The sequence below is a fragment of the Janthinobacterium sp. KBS0711 genome (assembly GCF_000988085.1).
Lineage (GTDB): Bacteria > Pseudomonadota > Gammaproteobacteria > Burkholderiales > Burkholderiaceae_D > Janthinobacterium > Janthinobacterium lividum_E.
In genome coordinates, this window is sequence record NZ_LBCO01000006.1 from 85,639 (window position 1) to 104,931 (window position 19,293).

At 65.3% G+C, this 19,293-nt stretch carries 11 protein-coding genes; 4 read left to right on the plus strand and 7 right to left on the minus strand.

The features are described from left to right. Window positions 1–42 precede the first annotated feature (42 nt). Window positions 43–4,467 carry a translocation/assembly module TamB domain-containing protein gene (locus VM94_RS03335; protein ID WP_046682174.1) on the minus strand — a complete coding sequence of 1,475 codons (4,425 nt, stop codon included), beginning with the start codon at window positions 4,465–4,467 and terminating at the stop codon, window positions 43–45. Next, window positions 4,467–6,365 (minus strand): autotransporter assembly complex protein TamA, encoded by a 1,899-nt coding sequence (locus VM94_RS03340; RefSeq protein ID WP_046682175.1) that lies wholly within the window; start codon window positions 6,363–6,365, stop codon window positions 4,467–4,469. The genes VM94_RS03335 and VM94_RS03340 overlap by 1 nt, the downstream gene beginning before the upstream one ends. 222 nt (window positions 6,366–6,587) lie before the next feature. Between VM94_RS03340 and queC the strand changes: the two genes are divergently transcribed. Beyond that, on the plus strand, window positions 6,588–7,301 hold the full coding sequence (gene queC / locus VM94_RS03345) for a 7-cyano-7-deazaguanine synthase QueC (RefSeq protein ID WP_046682176.1): 714 nt from the start codon (window positions 6,588–6,590) through the stop codon (window positions 7,299–7,301). A 77-nt stretch (window positions 7,302–7,378) separates the two neighbouring features. Continuing rightward, window positions 7,379–8,296, plus strand: coding sequence for a sterol desaturase family protein (locus VM94_RS03350; protein WP_046682177.1), 918 nt, complete (start codon window positions 7,379–7,381; stop codon window positions 8,294–8,296). Here the strand turns inward: VM94_RS03350 and VM94_RS03355 are convergent. Beyond that, complete coding sequence (locus VM94_RS03355) at window positions 8,280–8,999, minus strand: helix-turn-helix domain-containing protein (RefSeq protein WP_046682178.1); 720 nt, start codon at window positions 8,997–8,999, stop codon at window positions 8,280–8,282. The two genes, VM94_RS03350 and VM94_RS03355, sit on opposite strands and share 17 nt — an antisense overlap. Window positions 9,000–9,222: 223 nt before the next feature. Here VM94_RS03355 and VM94_RS03360 point away from each other — a divergent pair, with 223 nt between their 5' ends. After that, window positions 9,223–12,261 (plus strand): sensor domain-containing diguanylate cyclase, encoded by a 3,039-nt coding sequence (locus VM94_RS03360; RefSeq protein ID WP_052755491.1) that lies wholly within the window; start codon window positions 9,223–9,225, stop codon window positions 12,259–12,261. Here VM94_RS03360 and VM94_RS03365 read toward each other — a convergent pair whose 3' ends face one another. After that, window positions 12,262–12,636, minus strand: coding sequence for a hypothetical protein (locus VM94_RS03365; RefSeq protein ID WP_046682179.1), 375 nt, complete (start codon window positions 12,634–12,636; stop codon window positions 12,262–12,264). It lies immediately after the preceding gene. Window positions 12,637–13,205: 569 nt separating this feature from the next. Between VM94_RS03365 and VM94_RS03370 the strand changes: the two genes are divergently transcribed. Further along, complete coding sequence (locus VM94_RS03370) at window positions 13,206–13,715, plus strand: hypothetical protein (protein ID WP_046682180.1); 510 nt, start codon at window positions 13,206–13,208, stop codon at window positions 13,713–13,715. Between the two features lie 69 nt (window positions 13,716–13,784). Here the strand turns inward: VM94_RS03370 and VM94_RS03375 are convergent, their stop codons facing one another. From VM94_RS03375 to VM94_RS03385, 3 genes are all read right to left on the minus strand, one after another. Continuing rightward, a complete protein-coding gene (locus VM94_RS03375; RefSeq protein ID WP_046682181.1) occupies window positions 13,785–16,955 on the minus strand; it encodes an efflux RND transporter permease subunit in 3,171 nt (1,056 codons plus the stop codon). A gap of 25 nt (window positions 16,956–16,980) precedes the next feature. Further along, the gene (locus VM94_RS03380) at window positions 16,981–18,186 is read right to left on the minus strand and encodes an efflux RND transporter periplasmic adaptor subunit (RefSeq protein ID WP_046682182.1); all 1,206 of its coding nucleotides are present in this window, start codon (window positions 18,184–18,186) and stop codon (window positions 16,981–16,983) included. A gap of 12 nt (window positions 18,187–18,198) precedes the next feature. Next, a partial coding sequence (locus VM94_RS03385; protein ID WP_082127531.1) for a TolC family protein occupies window positions 18,199–19,293 on the minus strand: 1,095 nt, incomplete at its 5' end.

Consider the following 19,293-nt stretch of genomic DNA (forward strand, 5'->3'; position numbering starts at 1 on the left):
GGCAACGCCACGCGTAATCCGACAATATTGTTGGCTGCCAATCTAATCAAACGCCCACGTGTACAGCACGTCCAAGGCATTGTTCGTCCCCGTCTGGAACTGCAAGGTGATGCGGCGGTTCAGCTTATAACGCAGCTTGACCAGGCTCGTCGCCGTGCTCGTGCCTTGCTCGAACGTCAGGTAGGCGCGCGAGGACAGGCGCTTGCCGACGGTGACGACCGTGCTTTCCAGGCCCTGCGCCTGCGACAGGCCCACTTCATCGAGGCCCAGCGAATTGGCCAGCTTGCCTTGCAAGCCGCCGCCGGAGCCGCCGAAGAGGGCGCCGGCCGCCGTCGTCAACAAGGCCATTTCATCGCCGGCCGCCGTTTCCGCGCCGTGACCCAGGATCAGCCAGGCCAGCTTGTCGCTGTCCGATACGCTTGGCGTGGACACCAGCTTGGCCGTCGGCGCCTGCGCCGTGCCGCGCACTTCCACGCCCGCTTCCACGTTCGTTTCCGACAGCGCCTCGCCGTCGGGGCGCTTGCGCACGGCCAGGATATTGAGCGACGGGTTGTCATAGGCGCCCGTAAAGGCGATCAAGCCCCGTTCGATGGACAGCTTTTGTCCGTAGGCCGCGTACTGGCCGCTGGTGACCTTGATGCTGCCCGTCACGCGCGGCGCGGCGCGGTTGATGACTCTGGCGCGCACATTGCCCGCCAGGTCCGCGTCGATGCCCATGCCGCGCAGGTGGAAGGCGTTGCCCAGGTCGAACTCGAGGTCGATATTCAGGGGCAGTGACGGCGCTTCCTTGCCGCCCTTGACTTCCTTGCCCAGCACCACCACGTCGCTGCTTTGCGTCGGCGTGTCTTGCGGCGCCAGTTCGATCAGCGCGCGGTTGGCCTTGAACTTGCCCTCGAAGCTGAAACGTTTGTCGTTGCGCACGAGGGTGCTGTTGCCCGACAGGATCAAGGTACGGTCGGGGCGCGACAGCGCCTGCAGGCGGTCGGCCATCAACTTCAGCTCCAGGCTTGCTTCGCCATTCGCAAAGCGTACCCAGCCATCTGCCTGCACCTTGCCATCGCCGCCGTCAAAGCTCAGGCGCTGCAATTGCAATTGATCGCCTGCCAGCTTGGCTTGCAGTACGCCATTGCGCAATTTCAAGCCCTGGTCGGCCCAGTTCACCAGCAGCTTGCTGCCATTGATATCGCCATTCAATTGCGGCGCGCCGATGGTGCCGCTGCCGGACAGGGCCACCTTCAAGGCGCCGCCCAGTTCCAGGCCTGGCTGGCCCGTCAGCGGCGCCAGCCACGCCAGCGAATCGATGCTGGTGGTGCCCGTCAGCGAGAGGGCGCTGTCGTTGCTGATGCGCCCGCCCAGCATTTGCACGGTGGCGTTGATGTCGCTCTGGCCCGCGCGCGCGCCATCGAGTTTCGCGGCCAGCCGCAGTTGCTGGTTGGCCACGTCGATGCGCGCATCGAGGGTGCGCAAGCCCAGCGCCAGCGGCTGTTCCACGCCCACCGTCACGTCGCCTTTTTCGCGGTAGATGTGCAGCATGCCGGCCAAAGACGGATCTTTCTGCTTGGCCGTCGGCACCTGCATGTCGAGCGACCATTGCGCGCCCAGGGTCAGGTCGCTGCGCGCATTGGCTTGCAGCGCTGGAATCACTTGCGCCAGATAGGTCAGCGCCACGCCGGCCGCCTGGCCGGAACTGGTCCAGCGGGGGCCGTTCTTGACGAGGTTTTGCATGGTGATGCTGCCTGCCGGCAATTTGATGACGGTGTTGCCCACGCTGATCTGTTCCGGCTGGCCCAGGCCCGCCACGCCGCTGTTGGCAGGACCGGCCACTTTCACGGGCACGGGCGCTTGCAGCACGAGCGCATAGCGGCCCTTGTTTTGCAGGCTGTCGATCGTGCCCGTCCAGCTGGCGCCGCTCTGGCTGCCGCGGATTTGCACGGTGGCGTCGAAGTCGTCGTTGCGCGCCGCCAGGCTCACCGTATGGCTGCCGCGCGTGCCCGTCGTGCCCAGGCGGGCGCTGGCCAGCTTGAAGGTGGGCGTGCTGTAGCCCGTGATGTCCAGGCTGCTGACCATGGGGTCGAGCGCGCCCTGACCGGCGCCCACGCTGGCGCTGCCTTTCACGGTTTTCAATTGCTGGTCGCCAAAGAAGGTCAGGTCATGGCCATCGAGCGTCAGCTGCGCGGCGGGTGCGTCCATCTTGCCCGAGACGGAGCCGGCCGCATGCAGCACGCCGGCAAAGCGGGGGCCCAGGGTCGACAGTTGCGGTGCATCGAGTTTCCACGTCAGCTGGTCCGTGGCGCCGCCCAGCGCACCCTTGGCCAGCAGGCTGTTCGGACCCAGGCGCAATTCCGTATCCACGCTGTCGATGCGTTTCGCATTGGCCGACAGCTTGGCATAGCCGGCCAGCGGGGCGTTTTGCAGGGTCGATTCGCGCAGTGCCAGGTTGAGGGCCACTTGCCAGTCGCTCGTCAGGCGGCCGCTGCCGGTGAAGTCCGCGTTGACGTTGCCGTTGGGCAGAGCCGCGCCGAACGCGGCAGGATTGATCTTTTGCAGCGAACCCGCCACTTTCAGTTCCGCCTGCTGCTTGGCGCCCGTCAAGCCCACTTCGCCGCTGGCGTGGATGGCGCTGTCCGGCGCGGGGCGCTTGCCGCTGGTCAGACCCAGTCCTTTTGCATCGGCAACAAAGCTCGTGCGCGGCTGCTGCATCGTGCCTTGCACCACGCCGCTGGCCAGTACCGTGCCCAGCAAGTCGCTCTGCAGGGCCGAAAGCTGGCGCGCGTCGACGTTCCAGTTCAGTTTTTCGCCGGTGCCGCCGAAGTTGCCCTTGGCTGTCACGTTGTTCTTGCCCAGCGCCAATTGCACGTCGATGCCGCTGAAGTGGGCCGCGTCGGCCGTCAGCTTGCCCTTGCCGGACAACGGCTGGTCAAGCAGCTTGCTGGGGCGCACGGTGAAGTCCGCATTCGCCAGCCATTGCGGTGCCACGTGGCCATTCGCGCGCACGTCGAGGTTCAGGTCAGCCACGGGGAAGGCGCCGAAGTCGGCGGGATTGAGACGGCTGGTGCTGGCCACGGCCTTGAATGGCTGCTCGTCCTTCAGGCTGATCTGGCCCGTCGCATTGACGCTGCTTTTGCCTGCTTGCAAGGTCGCCTTGCGCAATTGCACGAGCGAGTCGGCCAGGGTGGCTTCCACGTCCAGGCGCAGCTTGGCTTCACCGAGCTTGGCGCGCAGGGTTTGCGTCTTGCCGTCGCTGTCGAGCACGATGTCGCCCACGATTTTCGTGCTGTTGATGCTGCTGTAAATGTGCTGCAAGTCGATCTTGTCCGTGTGCAGGGTCAGCTGCGCATTGCCGATGGGCGCGTCGGCCGCGTCGCGGTTGAGCTTGCCGCTGCCCGTGAATTTGCCTGCGTTGCCGAAGTCGATGATGGCCGACTCCAAAGTCGTGGCCGTCAGAGTGCCACCCAGGCGCGCCTCGAACTGGCGCAGCGGCAGCTTTTGCTGGTCGATGGGACCCGGTGTGGCGTGGTTGAGGATGGCCAGCTTGCCCGACACGGTTTGCGCGTTGGGCCGCGTGTCGATGGCGGCGTCGAGTTCCAGGCTCAGGTCCGCCTGCGGCAAGGTGGCGTCGAACTTGCCCGGATTGATGTTGCGCCCTTTGATGCTGGCCGAGCGCAGGATGATGACGGGATCGAACGGCGCCAGCGCCAGCTGGGCGTCTGCCGTGGCCGCGCCCGCGCTGCCCTTGGCCGTCACGTTCAGCACGTTCAAGTCGCCGCCCAGCTGCAGCGCCAGGGCGGCCGGTTTTTCGCCGACGGCGGGGTTGAGCTGCGTCAAGCCGGCCTTGCCTGACAGTTTGAATGGCTGCGTGGCGGCTATCGTCGCGCTGGCCGTGGCCTGGCCGAACGGCGTCAGGGCCGAGGCGTCTTCCAGCTGCCATTGCGACTTGTCGCCCGACAGGGTGAAATGGATTTTTTCAAACACCGTGTTGCCGCCCGCGCTGACCAGGGTCACCTTGTCCAGGCGCGCGTCGGCAATGCCGATCTTGAACGGAGCGGCCAGGCTGGTGGGCATGGTCGACGGTTCTTCGGACGGCGCCGTGCTTTCCACGGACAGGCTGGCCACGTGCAGTTCGCTGATGGCAATGCCTTCCGAGAAGAACTGGAACGGCGACCAGTTGATGTCGATATTGTCGGCCGTGATGTGCTGCGTCTTGCTGCGGTAGCTGACGTGGCCCAGGTGCATGCGGTTGTACAGCGAGCCGGACACGCCCGACACTTCGATCTCGCCGCCGCTGGCGCTGGCCACTTTTTGCACCAGCATCTGCAAGGTCGATTCGCGGCCCAGGAACCAGAAGGCGCCGCCCAGCAGCACGGCCACGGTGGCGACGGCGATCAATACATAGCGCACCCAGCGGCGCGGTTTTTTTGCCGGCGGTGGCGGCGCGGCGTCGTGGGACTCGGTAGTAATATCGGACATCAGAAAGTGAATCCCAGAGAGAAGTGCAAACGGTAAGCGTGGACGGCGTGGCCATACGCCACGTCGACATTGATGGGGCCGACGGGGCTCTTGTAGCGCCCGCCCAGGCCGTAGCCCGATTTTGGCGTCATGGCCGCCTTCACGGTATCGGCCGCATTGCCGGCGTCATAGAAGGCGGCAATCGCCCACTTCGGCTTGAACCAGTACTGGTATTCGGCGCTGCCGGTGAGCATGTAGCGCCCGCCGACGGTGGCGTCGCCCTCTTTGACGCCCAGTTCCTGGTAGGCATAGCCGCGCACCGACTGGTCGCCGCCCGCGCGGAACAGGTAGACGGCCGGCACGCCGCGTTTTTCCTTGGAACCGAGCGCACCCATTTCGCCGCGCACGATCAGCTCGCCCTTTTCACCGAGCGGACGGTAATACACGGCCTTGCCGGCCACGCGCACGAAGCGCTCGTCCGTCAGCACGGGCAGCAGGGCGCCGCCCACCTGGGCGTTGATGACATAGCCCTTGGTGGGGAACAGCAGGCTGTCGAGGCTGCGCTTGGTGATGGCGTAGGTCAGGGGCAAGCTCTTGCTGCGCGTCTGTTCCAGGCCCACGACGGTCTTGTCTTCGCTGAGGAACTCGAACGTCAGGCTGCGCTCGAGGTTGGTGCCGCCCCAGTTGCGCTTGGCCGAGATGGTGGTGACGGCCGTGATTTCGTTGGAAATGTCGCTGCGCTCGAACGAGGCGCCAGCGCTGTCGTTGTAGCCGCGCTCGGTCGTTGGAAAGTAAAAATTGGCGTGCGCCGCCTGTTTCTTTGTTTCCATGGTGATCGCGCTCTTGAAGCGCGTGCCCCACACGTTCAGGTTGTCATAGTTGAGCTGGGCGCGATTGCCCGTATTCGTACTGAAACCGAGACCGGCGCTGACGTTCTGCTGCTTGTTTTCCGTCACGCGCACGACCAGCGGCAGCAGCGGCGCGGGGCCGCGGTTGGCCGGCTTGGCGTCGGGCGCGGCGCCGGCGGCATCGGCTTGCTGGCTTTCCTGGCCCGCTTCGATCTGCTCGCTGAGGATGCTGCTCATGTCGGCGCTCACTTCCACGCTGGCAAAGTAACCGGTGTCCTGCAGGCGCGCCTGGAACGATTGCAGCGCCGATTCGCTGTAGTACTCGCCCGGGCGTATCTTGTCGAGGTTGCGGATGATGCTGGCGTCGTAGCGTTTCAGGCCTTCGATGCGCAGCTCGCCAAAGCGCAGCTCGGGGCCGCTGTCGAGCACGACCAGCAAGGAGACCTTGTGCGTTTCCGGATCGACCACGGCTTGCGTGTCGACCAGCTGGGCGCGCGGGTAGCGTGTCTGCACCACTTCGCGCAGCAGCGCGCGCTTGGCCGCTTCCCAGTCGGACTGGCGAAACACGCTGCCCGTCTTCAGGGCCCAGCTGCGCTTCAGCGCTTCCGTATCGTAGGGCTCGCTGGCGGCCAGCGGCGGCGTGGGGTCGAAGCCGCGCAATTCCAGCTCGACCTTGTCGATGGTCGCGGGCTGGCCCGGGTCGACGTCGACGATGACGACGGGTTTGGCGCCCGTCGTATCGACGCGCACCGTGACGACGGGCGTGTAGTAGCCGGCCGTGGCGATGAGGTTTTTGGCTTCCTCGGGCGTAGCGCGCACGAGGCGCCGCAATTGCTCGCGGTCCATGCGCGGGTTGCCGCGGAAGCGTTCCAGGTCCAGGTTTTTTTCGAGCAACTCGTCGAGGTCGCCGGGCGCGTTCACCTTGACCTCGTACTGCAGCGGGGCCGGCGCCGCTTCCGTGGCGCTGGCGCTCTCTGGAGCAGCATCTTGCGTTGCCTCCTGCGCGCGGGCATGGGCGATGGGAAACAGCAATATGGCACCGCCGGCGGCCGCCAGTGTCAGTTGCCCCATTACTTTTGCCACTACTTGTGCCAAAATTCGTGGTCGTATCGCCTTGCCGGCAGCCGTATGCCGTATGGGTCGTGCAGAAAACATGGTGCTCCAGATAAGTAAATGCTGACTGCATGTTACCGGAATAGGTAAACTGATGGCGGACGAATAAGTATTTTTTGCAATGGGAATCATGTTTCCCCGCGCACTATTGAATAGAATAAAACTGAAAAGAAAGAAATTATGCTAGCAACGGACTCCGCACTGGTGCTCTTTAGCGGTGGACAAGATTCCACCACCTGCCTGGCCTGGGCTCTCAAACACTATAGCCGAGTGGAAACCATCGGCTTTGATTACGGCCAGCGCCATGCGATCGAACTGACCGTGCGTCCCGGCGTACTGGAACAGATGCGCCAGCAGTCGCCCGAATGGGACAGCCGCCTGGGCCAGGACCACATGATCGACCTGTCATTGATTTCCGCCATTTCCGATACGGCCATGACGCAGAACGTCGAGATCGTCATGCAGGAAAACGGCTTGCCGAACACCTTTGTTCCTGGACGCAACTTGCTGTTCATGACTGTCGCCGCCACCGTGGCGTATCGCCGCGGCTTGACGGTGTTAGTGGGCGGCATGTGCGAGACGGATTTTTCCGGCTACCCGGATTGCCGCGACGATACGATGAAGGCGCTGCAAGTGGCCCTGAACCTGGGCATGGACACGCGTTTGAAACTGGAAACGCCGCTGATGTGGCTGGACAAGGCGCAAAGCTGGGACCTGGCGGAAGACCTGGGCGGCCAGCCGCTGGTCGACCTGATCCGCAGCGGCACGCATACATGCTACCTGGGCGAGCGGGGTGAATTGCACGACTGGGGCTATGGCTGCGGCACTTGCCCCGCCTGCGCCCTGCGCGCGAATGGCTACCAGCAATATGCTGCGAGAAAAGCCCTGAAGTAACAGGTTGCGCCGTTTCTTCAAGCGGCGCGGCAGGGGGAGCAGCCATGCTGTGGTTTTTGCCACAGGAGCGTCTTGCCATGAAATCCCTCTTTGCCGCGCTGTACGGCCCCGTGTTCTGGGCCGGCTTCATCGGCGCCGCCTGTTACCTGATTGCGGTTAGCCAACATTCCTTCTGGGTCTTGCCGCCCTTGCTGCTGCTGGCCCTGCTCACTTCCTTTCTTGCCGAACGCTATGCGCCGTATGACGGCGCGTGGAACGACGGTCACGGCGACGGCTGGCGCGATACGTTGCACGCGCTCGTCAATGAAGCGCTCTACCTGCTGGGCCTGGCTGCCTTCCCCCTGCTGGCCGGGCATCTGGCGCTGGGCGCATTCTGGCCAGTCCAGTTGCCGTTCTGGGCGCAGCTGCTGCTGGCGATCCTGATTGCCGACTGCGGCATCACGCTCGTGCATTACCTGAGCCACCGCTATTATTTTCTGTGGAAACTGCATGCCGTGCACCACAGCGTGCAGCGCATGTACGGTTTCAATGGCTGGATGAAACATCCGCTGCACCTGCTGCTCGAAGCGGCGGGCGGCATGCTGCCCTTGCTGCTGCTGGGCATACCGGAGAAGGTCATGGCCGTGCTGGCGTTTGCCGTGGCGATCCAGCTGTTGCTGCAGCACGCGAATGTCCACATGCGCATGGGGCCGCTGCGCCACGTGTTCGCCTGGGCGCCCTTGCACCGTTTTCATCACATGAAGTACGGCACGGCCGGCGATGTGAATTTCGGCCTGTTCTTTACCTGCTGGGACCGCCTGCTGGGCACGGCCTTCGACGCGCCCGGCTACCGCATGCGGGGTGAGGACCTGGGCATCGGCAGCCGTCCCGATTATCCCGTCGCCTATGGACCGCAACTGCTGGAACCGTTCCGCGCGGAAGAGGGCGTGCGCGCGCCCGAGTTGCCGGCCGGCTTGCAGCAGGCGCTCAATCGTGCCGTCAATCGAGCAGCCTGACGTCGAGCTGGCGCAAGCTGCGGTCGGCGCGCACGCCGAACAGGCTGCGCATGGTGCGCGAAAAATGCGCGGCATCGGCAAAGCCGGCGCCGTGGGCCGCCTGCGTCAGGGTGCTGCCGAGCAAAATGAAACGGATGGCCAGGCGCAGGCGGCGCCACAGCACCAGCCGTCGCACGGGCAAGCCCAGCTGGGCGCTGAACAGGCGTTCCAGCTGGCTCAGCGACAAATGCGCGGCCTCTGCCACGGCCGCCGCGCTGACCTTGCCCGACAGCAGCGCATCGACCTTGTCCAGCGCCCGCAGCAGGCGGGGATCGGGCAAGCGCTCGCGTGGCTGCGCCTGCAGCGCGGCAGCCAGGCTGTCGAGGCTGGGTACGCCGGCGCTGGCGGCTGCCGCCAGCAGGGCCGCGCCGCCCAGACGTTGCGGTTCCGCGTAGATGGTCAGCATGGGCGCCGGCGCGCTCAGGATGGCGTGCGGGCGCAGGCTGTCGACCAGCAAGTGCCGCGCCGTGTGGACGATGCCGTCGAGCTCGGCCGTGAAGGGTGCTCCCGTGCTCAGCATCAATTGATGCGCATAGTGGGCGTGGCTAGCCGTGGCGCCCGCCGCGCCATGCAGGATGGCGAAGTCCGGCGCCAGCCATAGTGTTCCCTGCCAGCTATCTTGCTGCAAACGCGGCTCCTTGATGATGGATTGCGGGGCGATCATACCAGTGAGAGCAGATGGTTTTCATGGCATCGAATTTTCCTGGAGTACACATCATTGCATTGACGAAATGTGTGGTCTTTTTAATACAATATTCAGCATTGCAAGGGCGCCCGCTGTAACGTACTATCATTCTCATCGACTACCGATGGTAGTCGTGCAGCCCGCTGCCAGCCATGTTGCTGGCCGTGAAATGGTTTGATGCCGTTCTGTCTGTCAGCCTGTCATGTCTACACGCGCGTCTTCGTCGTGGTTTGCCAAGCCAGTGTCGCACTGGGTGGGACCGCGCGCATTGGCCGCGCTGGTGCTGGCCCTGTGCCTGGGACTGACGTATGGCGCCTGGCGCAACGCCCACGACGCCAGCGAACAGCAGGTGCAGGCCGATTTCGATTTCCGCGTGCGCGAACTGGTGGGCAACATCGCCGGCCGCATGCAGACCTACATCCAGGTGCTGCACGGGGTGCAGGGACTGTATGCCAGTTCGCAGGAAGTCACGCGCCGCGAATTCCATGCCTATCTGGCGGTGCAGCAGGTGGACCGCCACTTTCCCGGCATCCACGGCATCGGTTACCTGCCGCTGTTGCCTGGCGCCGCCCTGGCGCGGCACGAGGCCAGCGTGCGCGCCGAGGGCTATCCCGGCTATGCCGTGCGTCCGCCCGGCCAGCGCGCCTGGCACGCGCCCATCACCTATCTGGAACCCTTAAGCGACAGCAACCTGCTGGCCTTCGGCTATGACATCTGGTCCGAACCCGTGCGCCGCGCCGCGCTCGAGCAGGCGCGCGACACGGGGCAAGCCGCCATGACGGGCAAGATCCACCTGGTGCAAGATGGCGGCAGCGCCCAGGCGCATGGCTTCCTCGTCGTGCTGCCCGTGTATGACAACGGCTTGCTGCATGCCAGCGTGGAACAGCGGCGCGCCGCCCTGCGCGCCTGGGTGTTTGCGCCGTTCCGCATGGGCGACCTGATGGCGGGCGTGGGCGGCGAGAGCGCGCACCAGCTGGACCTGGAAATTTATGATGGCGCGCAAATGGCCGAGGCGGCCCTGATGTATGACAGCTTGCCGGGCGGCATGTCGTCTGCCGCGTCGGACAGCCTCGTGTCGCTGCAAGTGATCACCATCGCCGGCCGCCCCTGGACCTTGCGCGTGCGCGCCATGCCGGGCTTCGATGGCGAGCTGCTGGCGCGGCCGCGTCTGGTGGCCTGGACAGGCTTGCTGGCCAGCATCGTGCTGGCGCTGGCGACCTGGCTGCTGGCGGCGGGCCGCGCCCGCGCTCAGGCGGCGCTGGCGCGCTCGAGCGAGCTGACCGGCCAGCTGGAGCAGGGGCAGGCCAGCGTGCTGGCGATGGCCGAAGCGGCGCAGCGCAGCCAGGCCATGCTACGCAGCATCCTCGATTCGACCATCGACGGCATTCTGGTCGACAACGTCAACGGCCGCATCTTCACGTCGAACCGGCGTTTCCGCGACCTGTGGCAAGTGCCCGACGCGCTCGACTGGCAAGCCGATGGCACGGCGCTCGTGCGCCACGTGGAAAGTCAGCTGGAGCAGGCGGCGCCTTTCCTCGGAGCACGCGCCCACGCGCCGCACGGCCACCGCGAGCGGCGCGACGTGCTGCACCTGCGCGATGGACGGGTGGTCGAGCAATATGTGCGCAGCATGCAGTTGGGCAATGAACAGGCGCGCTTGTGGACTTTCCGCGATATCAGCGAGCGCAGCCAGATGGAACGGCGCGAACACACGCGGCGGCAAGTGCTGGAAATGCTGGCCACGGGCGCGCCGCTGGAACGGGTGCTGGAAAGCGTGGTGCTGAGCGTGCAAGCCGACCATCCCGCCATGCTGTGCAGTATTTTGCTGCTCGATGAAAACCGCCACCGCCTGGTGCTGGGCGCGGCGCCCAGCTTGCCCGCGTTTTTCAACTTGGCCAGTCATGGCCACGACCTCGACACCCTGCAGGGCGTGCACGGCATCGCCGCGCAAGCCGTGCGCGACGGCCAGCGCGTGATCGTGGGCGACCTGCATGCCGATGCGCAGGAAACGATGGAACTGGCGTACCGGGCTCAGCTGCAATCGTGCTGGGCCGAGCCCGTGCGTGGCGGCTCGGGCAAGATGCTCGGCGTGCTGATGGCGTATCACCGCCAGCCCACCTTGCCGGGCGCGGCGCATCTGGCGCGGCTGAGCGAGGCGGCGCACCTGGCCGGCATGGCCATTGAACAGGCGCAGGTGGCGCTGGCCCTGCGCGCGGGCGAAGCGCGTTTCCGCAGCTTGTACGACCATGCGCCCGTCGCCTTGTGGGAACAGGACTGGTCGGCCGTGCGCGCCGCGCTCGATGCTCTCGAGCAAGCGGGCGTGCGCGACCTGGGCGCCCACTTCCAGGCCAATCCCGATGCGCTGCGGCGGCTGGCGGGGCTGGTGCGCATCATCGATGCGAACGGCGCCGCGCTGGCGCAAGTGCGCGCCAACGAGGATGACCAGCGCCGTGGCGCGTTGAGCCTGGCGCAGAATTTCGACGACAGCGCCTTGCCCCGTTTCGGCGACGCGCTGCTGGCGCTGGCTGGCGGCGCTCACCTGTACGAGTGCGAGAGCAGTTTCGTGCGTCTCGATGGCGCGGCGCGGCAAAACGAGTTGAGCTTGCTGGTGATGCCCGGCCATGCGGACAGCCTCGATTTCGTCATGGTGTCTTCGCTCGATATCACCGAACGCAAGCGCATGAACGCGGAATTGCTGCAGCTGGCCACCACGGATTTTCTGACCGGCTTGCCGAACCGGCGCCACTTCATGGCGTCGCTGGAAAACGAGCATGCCCGCTTGCAGCGCGAACTGGCTAGCTGCGCCAGCGTGCTGATGCTCGACATCGATCACTTCAAGCGCGTCAACGACGAGTATGGCCATGCCGTGGGCGATGCCGTGCTGCGCCACCTGGGCGCGCTGATGTGCCAGGCGCTGCGCAAGGTCGACGTGCCGGGCCGCGTGGGCGGCGAGGAATTCGCCATCTTGTTGCCGGGCACGGATCTGAGCGCCGCCGCCGTGTTTGCCGAACGGCTGCGCCGGCGCGTGGCGGAAAGTTCGCTGACCATCGATGGCGGCATTGTGATCACCATCACGGTGAGCATCGGCATGGCCGCCATGGCCGGCACCGATGCCGATTGCGACGCCGTGCTGGCGCGCGCCGACGAGGCGCTGTACCGGGCCAAGCGGGGCGGACGCAACCGCATCGAACAGAACGATGGCGGCGGCGACGGCGTGCTCAGCAAGTTCATGGCGCAGTGATTACAGGCTGTGCTGACGCGCTTGCGCCTGCTTGCGGTTGCGGCTGACGATCAGCCAGACGATGGCCACGGGTATCAGCAGCGGCAGCAGCACGGGCGTGCTCAGTGCCAGCGCCAGCACCACGCACAGGGCCACGGCGGCGATCAGCACCACGCCCACGCCGGCCAGCACCACGCCCGTCACGACGGCGGCGCACACCACGGCAATGGCGGCGATCAGCAAGCCGCCGCCGGCAAACACGAGGCCGAACAGCCACTCGAGCGGACCGTCGATATCGTCGCCGTTGAGCTGCATGTGCATGTCGCTGCCGCCGACCTTGTCGAGGAAGAGGCAGGCGAGCATGACGATGAGGACGAAGGTGAGCAGTTTTTTCATGATAGGCCTCGCAGTGTGGGTGATGGGGTGTTGCATGGTCACACTGTAGGGGCGCGCCCGGCTTGCCGCCAGCGGCGTGCGACAGGCCGTCATTTTCACGGTATGGAAGGCGCTGGCGGCCAGAAAACGCTGATCTGGAACAAGATTTCTTTTCTTGTAATGTGCGCAAGCCGTCCTATACTGAATACCTCACTCTCGCAAGGAGGGCAACATGCTTTTGTTTGCAGATACCGGGGATCAATCGCTATCCCCCCACGACCATCGAATCACGCGCCAGCGTAGCGCCACGCAGTCCTGCGCCGAGCCCGTCGGTGCGCCATCGGCGATACCGCCGATCATCATCAATCCCTTTAGTTACCATGCGCCACTGCCGGCCATCGACCCGCGCTGGGTGCCGCCCGGTCCGCCGCTGACCTGGCCCAACCGGCCTGCCATGTCCATGTGCTGACAGTCGCGTGGGAAGATGCCGGACGGAAGTGTTGAACGTTCACCCGTGCCGCCGGGAACGCGGCACGGGCGGGCGTTTTCGACTATCATGCTAGCCCCGACCTTCCATCACGAGCACCGCCATGAGTACCGATTTTCCCGAGTTTTCCGACGAAGCAGCCGAGCAGGACAATGACGCCCCGATCCAGGAGCCGCGCCTGTGGGTAGGCAATGGCTGGACGGCGAGAGTGATCAAGAACGAGGAAGACGAAGGCTGGGCCGTGGCCATGATCAAGGATGGCGAACCGGAGCCGGCGCTGGTGGGCCCGTGGACCATGGGCCGCGACAAGAAAAACCCGAAGCCGCTCGACGTCAACGCCTTCAATACCTTGGTCAAGACGGCCTCGGAGGTGCTGCGCCGCCACGAGCAGCAGCTGCATGCGCAGCTGCACAAGAACCTGTTCGTCGCCACCGACGAGGGGCAAGTCAAGGTGATGTTCGACATCGTCCCCGACGAAGACCACCCGTACGCGGAACTGAGCGCCTATGACGCCGACGGCGAACAGATCGCCAAGGTGCGTACCTCGGCCGCGTTCAAGTTCAACGCGACCTCCGCCGCGAACTGGATCGAGGGCGGCTACCGCCGGCCATGACCAGGTCGGATTAGCGGGGCTTTGCTCCGCGTAATCCGACACCACCACCGGCGTCAACAATGTGTCGGATTACGTATGTCCTTCGGCCACGCTAATCCGACCTGCCTCCTCTTCTTTCCTGCGATACGCGAGCCGGTACAACAGCGGCAGCACCAGCAAGGTCAAGGCCGTCGATGACAGGATGCCGCCGATCACCACGGTGGCCAGCGGACGCTGCACTTCGGCGCCCGTGCCCGTGGCAATGGCCATCGGCACGAAACCCAGCGACGCCACCAGCGCCGTCATCAAGACGGGCCGCAGCCGCGTGATCGCCCCTTCTCGGATGGCATCCTGCAAGGGCATGCCCTGTTCGCGCAGCTGACGGATGTAGGCGATCATCACGAGGCCGTTCAGCACGGCCACGCCGGACAGGGCGATGAAGCCGACGGCCGCCGAGATCGACATGGGGATGTCGCGCAGCCACAGAGCGACGATGCCGCCCGTCAATGCGAACGGGATGCCGCTGAACACCAGCAAGCCATCCTTCACGTTGCCGAACATGGCGAACAGCAGCACGAAGACGAGCGCCAGCGCCACGGGCACCACCAGTTCCAGACGTTTCGTGGCCGATTGCAATTGCTCGAACTGGCCGCCCCAGCTGGTCCAGTAGCCAGCGGGAATGGCCACTTGCGCTTGCAGCTGCTGCGTGGCGTCGGCGACAAACGAGCCGATATCGCGCCCGCGCACGTTGGCGCTGATGACGATGCGGCGCTTGCCGTCTTCGCGGCTGATCTGGTTCGGTCCCGGCGCCACTTGCAGGCTGGCCACTTCACCGAGCGGGATGAAGCGGGCGCGGCCTTCCGCCGCCGCGCCCAGCGGCAGGGCGATGGGCAGGCGTTTCAATTGCTCCAGGTCGCTGCGCAGGCTGTCGGGCAGGCGCACGACGATGTCGAAGCGGCGGTCGCCCTGGAACAGCGTACCGGCCTCTTGCCCGCCGATGGCCGTGGCAATCGCCGCCTGCACGTCGGCAATGTTGAGACCGTAGCGGGCCGTCTGCTCGCGGTCGATCTGCACCGTCAGCATGGGCAGGCCCGTCGTCTGCTCGACCTTCACTTCCGTGGCTCCCGGGATCTTGCCCAGCACGCCGGCGATCTTCGCCGCTGTGCTGTCGAGGACAAGCATGTCGTCGCCGAACAGTTTCACGGCCACGTCGCTGCGCACGCCGGAAATCAGCTCATTGAAGCGCAGCTGGATCGGCTGCGAAAACTCGTAGTTGTTGCCCGGTAAACTGGTAGCCGTCGCTTCGATTTCCGCCAGCAAGCGCTCGCGCGACTTTCCCGGTTCCGGCCACTGGTCGCGGGGCTTGAGCATGATGTAGCCATCGGAAATATTCGGCGGCATGGGGTCGGACGCGATCTCGGCCGTCCCCGTGCGGGCGAACACGCGCGCGATTTCCTTGTGGTTTGCCATGAGCTTGCTTTCCAGCTGCTGCTGCATGGCCAGCGACTGCGTCAAGCTGGTGCCGGGAATACGTAAGGCCTGGATGGCGATGTCGCCCTCGTTCAGGCTGGGCACGAATTCGCTGCCCATGCGCGTGGCCAGCAAGCCCGACAGCACGACGGCCACGGCCGCACCCGTCAACACGACGGGCGTGTTGCGCATGACCTTGTCCAGCAGCGGCGCATACCCGCGCTTGGCGGCGCGCATGATGGCGTTTTCCTTTTCCGCCACCTTGTCGCCGATGAACAGCGCCACGGCGGCGGGAATGAAGGTGATCGACAGCAGCATGGCGCCCAGCAGGGCGATGACGACCGTCAGCGCCATCGGCGTAAACATGCGGCCTTCCACGCCCGTCAGCGCAAAGATGGGCAGGTACACGACCATGATGATCAACTGGCCATACAGCAGGGGACGGCGCGCTTCTTGCGATGCGGCAAACACTTCCTGAAAGCGTTCCTGCAAGGTCAATGGCCGCCCCAGTTTCTGCTGGGCATGGGCCAGGCGGCGCACGCAGTTTTCCACGATCACCACGGCGCCATCGATGATGATGCCGAAGTCCAGCGCCCCCAAACTCATCAGGTTGGCGCTCACGTGGTATTGCACCATGCCCGTAAACGTGAACAGCATGGCCAGCGGAATCACCATGGCCGTGATGACGGCCGCGCGGATATTGCCGAGGAAGAGGAACAGGATGGCGATCACCAATACCGCGCCTTCGAGCAGGTTTTTCTTCACCGTATTGATGGCCTTGTCGACGAGGACCGTGCGGTCATACACGGTGACGGCATGCACGCCTTTGGGCAGGCTGCGGTTGATCTCCACCATTTTCTTGTCGACGGCTTGCGAGACGGCGCGGCTGTTCTGCCCGATCAGCATGAAGACCGTGCCGAGCACCACTTCGCGGCCGTTTTCCGTGGCCGCGCCCGTGCGCAGCTCGCGCCCCAGCACCACGTCGGCCACGTCGCGGATGCGGATCGCCACGCCCTGCACGTTGGCAACGACGATGTTGCCGATGTCGCTTTTGGACGCCACCTGGCCTGGCGCACGTATCAGCAATTGCTCACCCTGCTTTTCGATGTAGCCGGCACCCACATTGCTGTTGTTGCGCTCGAGCGCCGTCACCACGTCTTGCAGGCTGATGCCGTAGGCGGCCAGTTTTTCCGGATACGGCGCCACCTGGTATTGCTTGGCGTAGCCGCCGATGGCATTGATTTCCGTCACGCCCGTGACATTGCGCAACTGCGGTTTGATGATCCAGTCCTGGATTTCGCGCAAGTCCGTCGGCGTGTACGGCGTGCCGTCCGGCTTTTTCGCGCCGTCCTGCGTTTCCACCGTCCACAGGTAGATTTCACCGAGACCCGTGGAGACGGGACCCATCTTCGGCGTGACGCCGGCCGGCAGGCTTTCCTTGGCTTCCTGCAAGCGCTCGTTGATCATCTGGCGCGCAAAATAGATGTCCGTGCCATCCTTGAAGATCACGGTCACTTGCGACAGGCCGTAGCGCGACAGCGAGCGCGTCTGTTCCAGGTTCGGCAAGCCGGCCATGGCCGTCTCGATGGGGAACGTCACGCGCTGCTCGGTTTCCAGCGGCGAATAGCCGGCGGACTGGGTATTGATTTGCACCTGCACATTGGTGATGTCGGGCACGGCGTCGATGGGCAGCTTTTGATAGCTGTAGATGCCGAGGCCAGCCATGGCGGCGACGGCCAGCATCACCAGCCAGCGCTGGTCGATGGCGAAGCGGATCAAACGTTCAAACATGATGGTTTCCTTAGCTTTGACGTGATCAGTGTTCGTGGCCGGCAGAATCTTTGCCCAGCTCGGACTTCAGGACAAAACTGCCTTGCGCCGCATACGGCATGCCTGCGGCCAGACCCTGCTTGATGTGCGTCAATGTGCCATCGCTGCGGCCCGGCACCACGGGGGTGGCCTGGTAGCCATCTTTCACCTGCACGAAGACGACGGGCTTGTCTTCCACCGTCTGGATGGCCGTGCTGTGCACGGTGACGGGCGCGTCCGCTTCGCCGGACACCACTTCCACCGTGACGAACAGGCCCGGGCGCCAGGCCATGTCGGGGTTCTGCAAGCTGATGCGCGCCTTGGCCGTGCGCGTCTGCTCGCCGAGCAGCGCGCCCACGTAGGTGATCGTGCCTTGCGCGCTGGCGTCGAAAGCGCTGGCTTTCACTTCCGCCTTGCCATTCACGCGCACGGTGGCCAGGTCCTTGGCCGGCACGGCGATTTCCGCCCACACCGTCGACAGGTCGGAAATGACGAAGATGTTCGCGTCTTCCTTGACGGCTTCGCCCAGGGTGATGTGTTTTTCCAGCACCATGCCGTCGAACGGCGCGCGGATCTCATAGCGGTTCAGCGGACCTTTGCTGGTACTCGTGGCGCCCAGCGCGCTGAGCTTTTGCTGCGCATTTTGCACGGCGATTTCCGCTTCGCGCCACGCCTGCTGCGCTTGCAGATAATCCTGTTCGGCCGAAATTTTCTCGCGCCACAGTTTTTCTTCGCGCTCATACGTGGAGCGGGCCAGCGACAGGCGCCGCTGCGCGGAAAGCAATGCGCTGCGCTGTTCCGACAATTCCGTGCTGGCGATGACGGCCAGCACTTGTCCCTTTTTCACCAGCTGGCCCAGGTCCGCCTGCACGGCTTCCACCACGCCGGCCAGGCGCGGCACGACGTGGGCCGTGCGGTCTTCATTGAAACGGATTTCGCCGGGCAGGGCGACCGTCGTCTTGATGCGGCCGGGCGCGGCCGTGGCGATGACGACGCCGGCGGCCTTGCTTTGCGCCGCCGTCAATTCCAGCTTGCCTTCCACTTCTTCGTGGCCGTGTTCGTCTTTCTTTTCCGCATGTGCTTCCGCCTTGGCGGCAGGGACCGAAGGGGCGCTGGACTTGCCCGTGCCGAGGATGAGGATTGCCAGCACGATGCCGGCGGCCGCGATGGTGCCGATGGCGATCGCCTGCTTTTTGTTGAGTGTGATGTTCATGGATGGTGTTCCTTACAGGGAGGCAGGGGCGCCCAGCAGGCGCTCGATGTCGGCGGCGGCGTGTTGCGCTTCCGTCAGCGCGCGCAGGTATTGGTTTTTGGCTTGCAGCAAGGTGCGCTGGGCGTCGAGCACGTCGAGGAAGGCGAACTTGCCGAACTCGAAGCCCTTGCTGGCCGCGTCATAGGCGCTTTGCGCGCCGGGCAAGATGTCGCGGCGCAAGCTTTCCACGTCGAGCCGGGCCGTGGCCAGGCGTTCGGTGGCGGCGGCCACGTCCGTTTGCACGGCGATGCGGGCGGCGGCCAGCTCGTCGCTGGCCTTGTCGCTGCGGCGCAGTGCGTCGAGTTTGTTGCCCGCGTTGCGGTCGAACAGGGGCAGCGGCAGGGCCAGGCCGATGATGGCCTGGTTGCGGCCCAGTTCTTCCGAGCGCTTCATGCCGATGCTGACGGTGACGTCGGGCGTGGCGCGCCGCTGTTCCACGTCCAGCATGGCTTGCCGCTGGGCCAGCGCGCTGTGCGCCTGGCGCACGGCCGGGGCTTGCTCCAGGCGCGCCGCCAGTTCGCTGGCCGGGGGCAGCTCCGGCAAGGTTTCCAGGCGTCCTTCGGCGACGCTGAAGCGTGGCGTGGCGTTGCCCCACAGGGCTGCCAGGCGCTTGCGGGCGCTGGCCAGGGTGCTGCGGGCCAGGTTCAGCTCCAGCCGCACGCTCGCTTCGGCGACCTTGGCGCGCGTTTCCTCGACGGGCGAAGCCTTGCCGGCCGTCACTCTACGGGCCGTGATGTCGCTGGCGCGCGCGGCCAGGGCTTGCGCGCTGTCGGCCAGGCGCAAGCCTTCCTGCGCCGCCAGCACGTCGACAAAGGCGGAAGTGACGGCGGCGCGCGTGTCGGCTTGCTGCATTGACAGGCCCGCTTGCGCCAAGTCCGCGCTGCGCTGGGCGACGGCGGCGCGCGCCCCCCGTTTGCCGCCCAGTTCGATCAGTTGGTTCAGTTGCACGGTGGTGCTGCGCGTGGCGCGCCGCGTGTCTTCCAGCACGGTTTGCAGTTCCGGATTGGGCAGGGCGCGCGCCTGTTGAAGGGCGCCGCCCTGTGCCGCCAGTTCGTGGCGGGGGGGGGG

What these genes read in the sequence shown, in the direction of transcription:
- VM94_RS03355 (WP_046682178.1), bottom strand. Translation starts at nt 8,999, where the DNA reads ATGATCGCCCCGCAATCCATCATCAAGGAGCCGCGTTTGCAGCAAGAT.
- VM94_RS03340 (WP_046682175.1), bottom strand. Translation starts at nt 6,365, where the DNA reads ATGGGGCAACTGACACTGGCGGCCGCCGGCGGTGCCATATTGCTGTTT.
- VM94_RS03365 (WP_046682179.1), bottom strand. Translation starts at nt 12,636, where the DNA reads ATGAAAAAACTGCTCACCTTCGTCCTCATCGTCATGCTCGCCTGCCTC.
- VM94_RS03380 (WP_046682182.1), bottom strand. Translation starts at nt 18,186, where the DNA reads ATGAACATCACACTCAACAAAAAGCAGGCGATCGCCATCGGCACCATC.
- VM94_RS03335 (WP_046682174.1), bottom strand. Translation starts at nt 4,467, where the DNA reads ATGTCCGATATTACTACCGAGTCCCACGACGCCGCGCCGCCACCGCCG.
- VM94_RS03350 (WP_046682177.1), top strand. Translation starts at nt 7,379, where the DNA reads ATGAAATCCCTCTTTGCCGCGCTGTACGGCCCCGTGTTCTGGGCCGGC.
- queC (WP_046682176.1), top strand. Translation starts at nt 6,588, where the DNA reads ATGCTAGCAACGGACTCCGCACTGGTGCTCTTTAGCGGTGGACAAGAT.
- VM94_RS03360 (WP_052755491.1), top strand. Translation starts at nt 9,223, where the DNA reads ATGTCTACACGCGCGTCTTCGTCGTGGTTTGCCAAGCCAGTGTCGCAC.
- VM94_RS03370 (WP_046682180.1), top strand. Translation starts at nt 13,206, where the DNA reads ATGAGTACCGATTTTCCCGAGTTTTCCGACGAAGCAGCCGAGCAGGAC.
- VM94_RS03375 (WP_046682181.1), bottom strand. Translation starts at nt 16,955, where the DNA reads ATGTTTGAACGTTTGATCCGCTTCGCCATCGACCAGCGCTGGCTGGTG.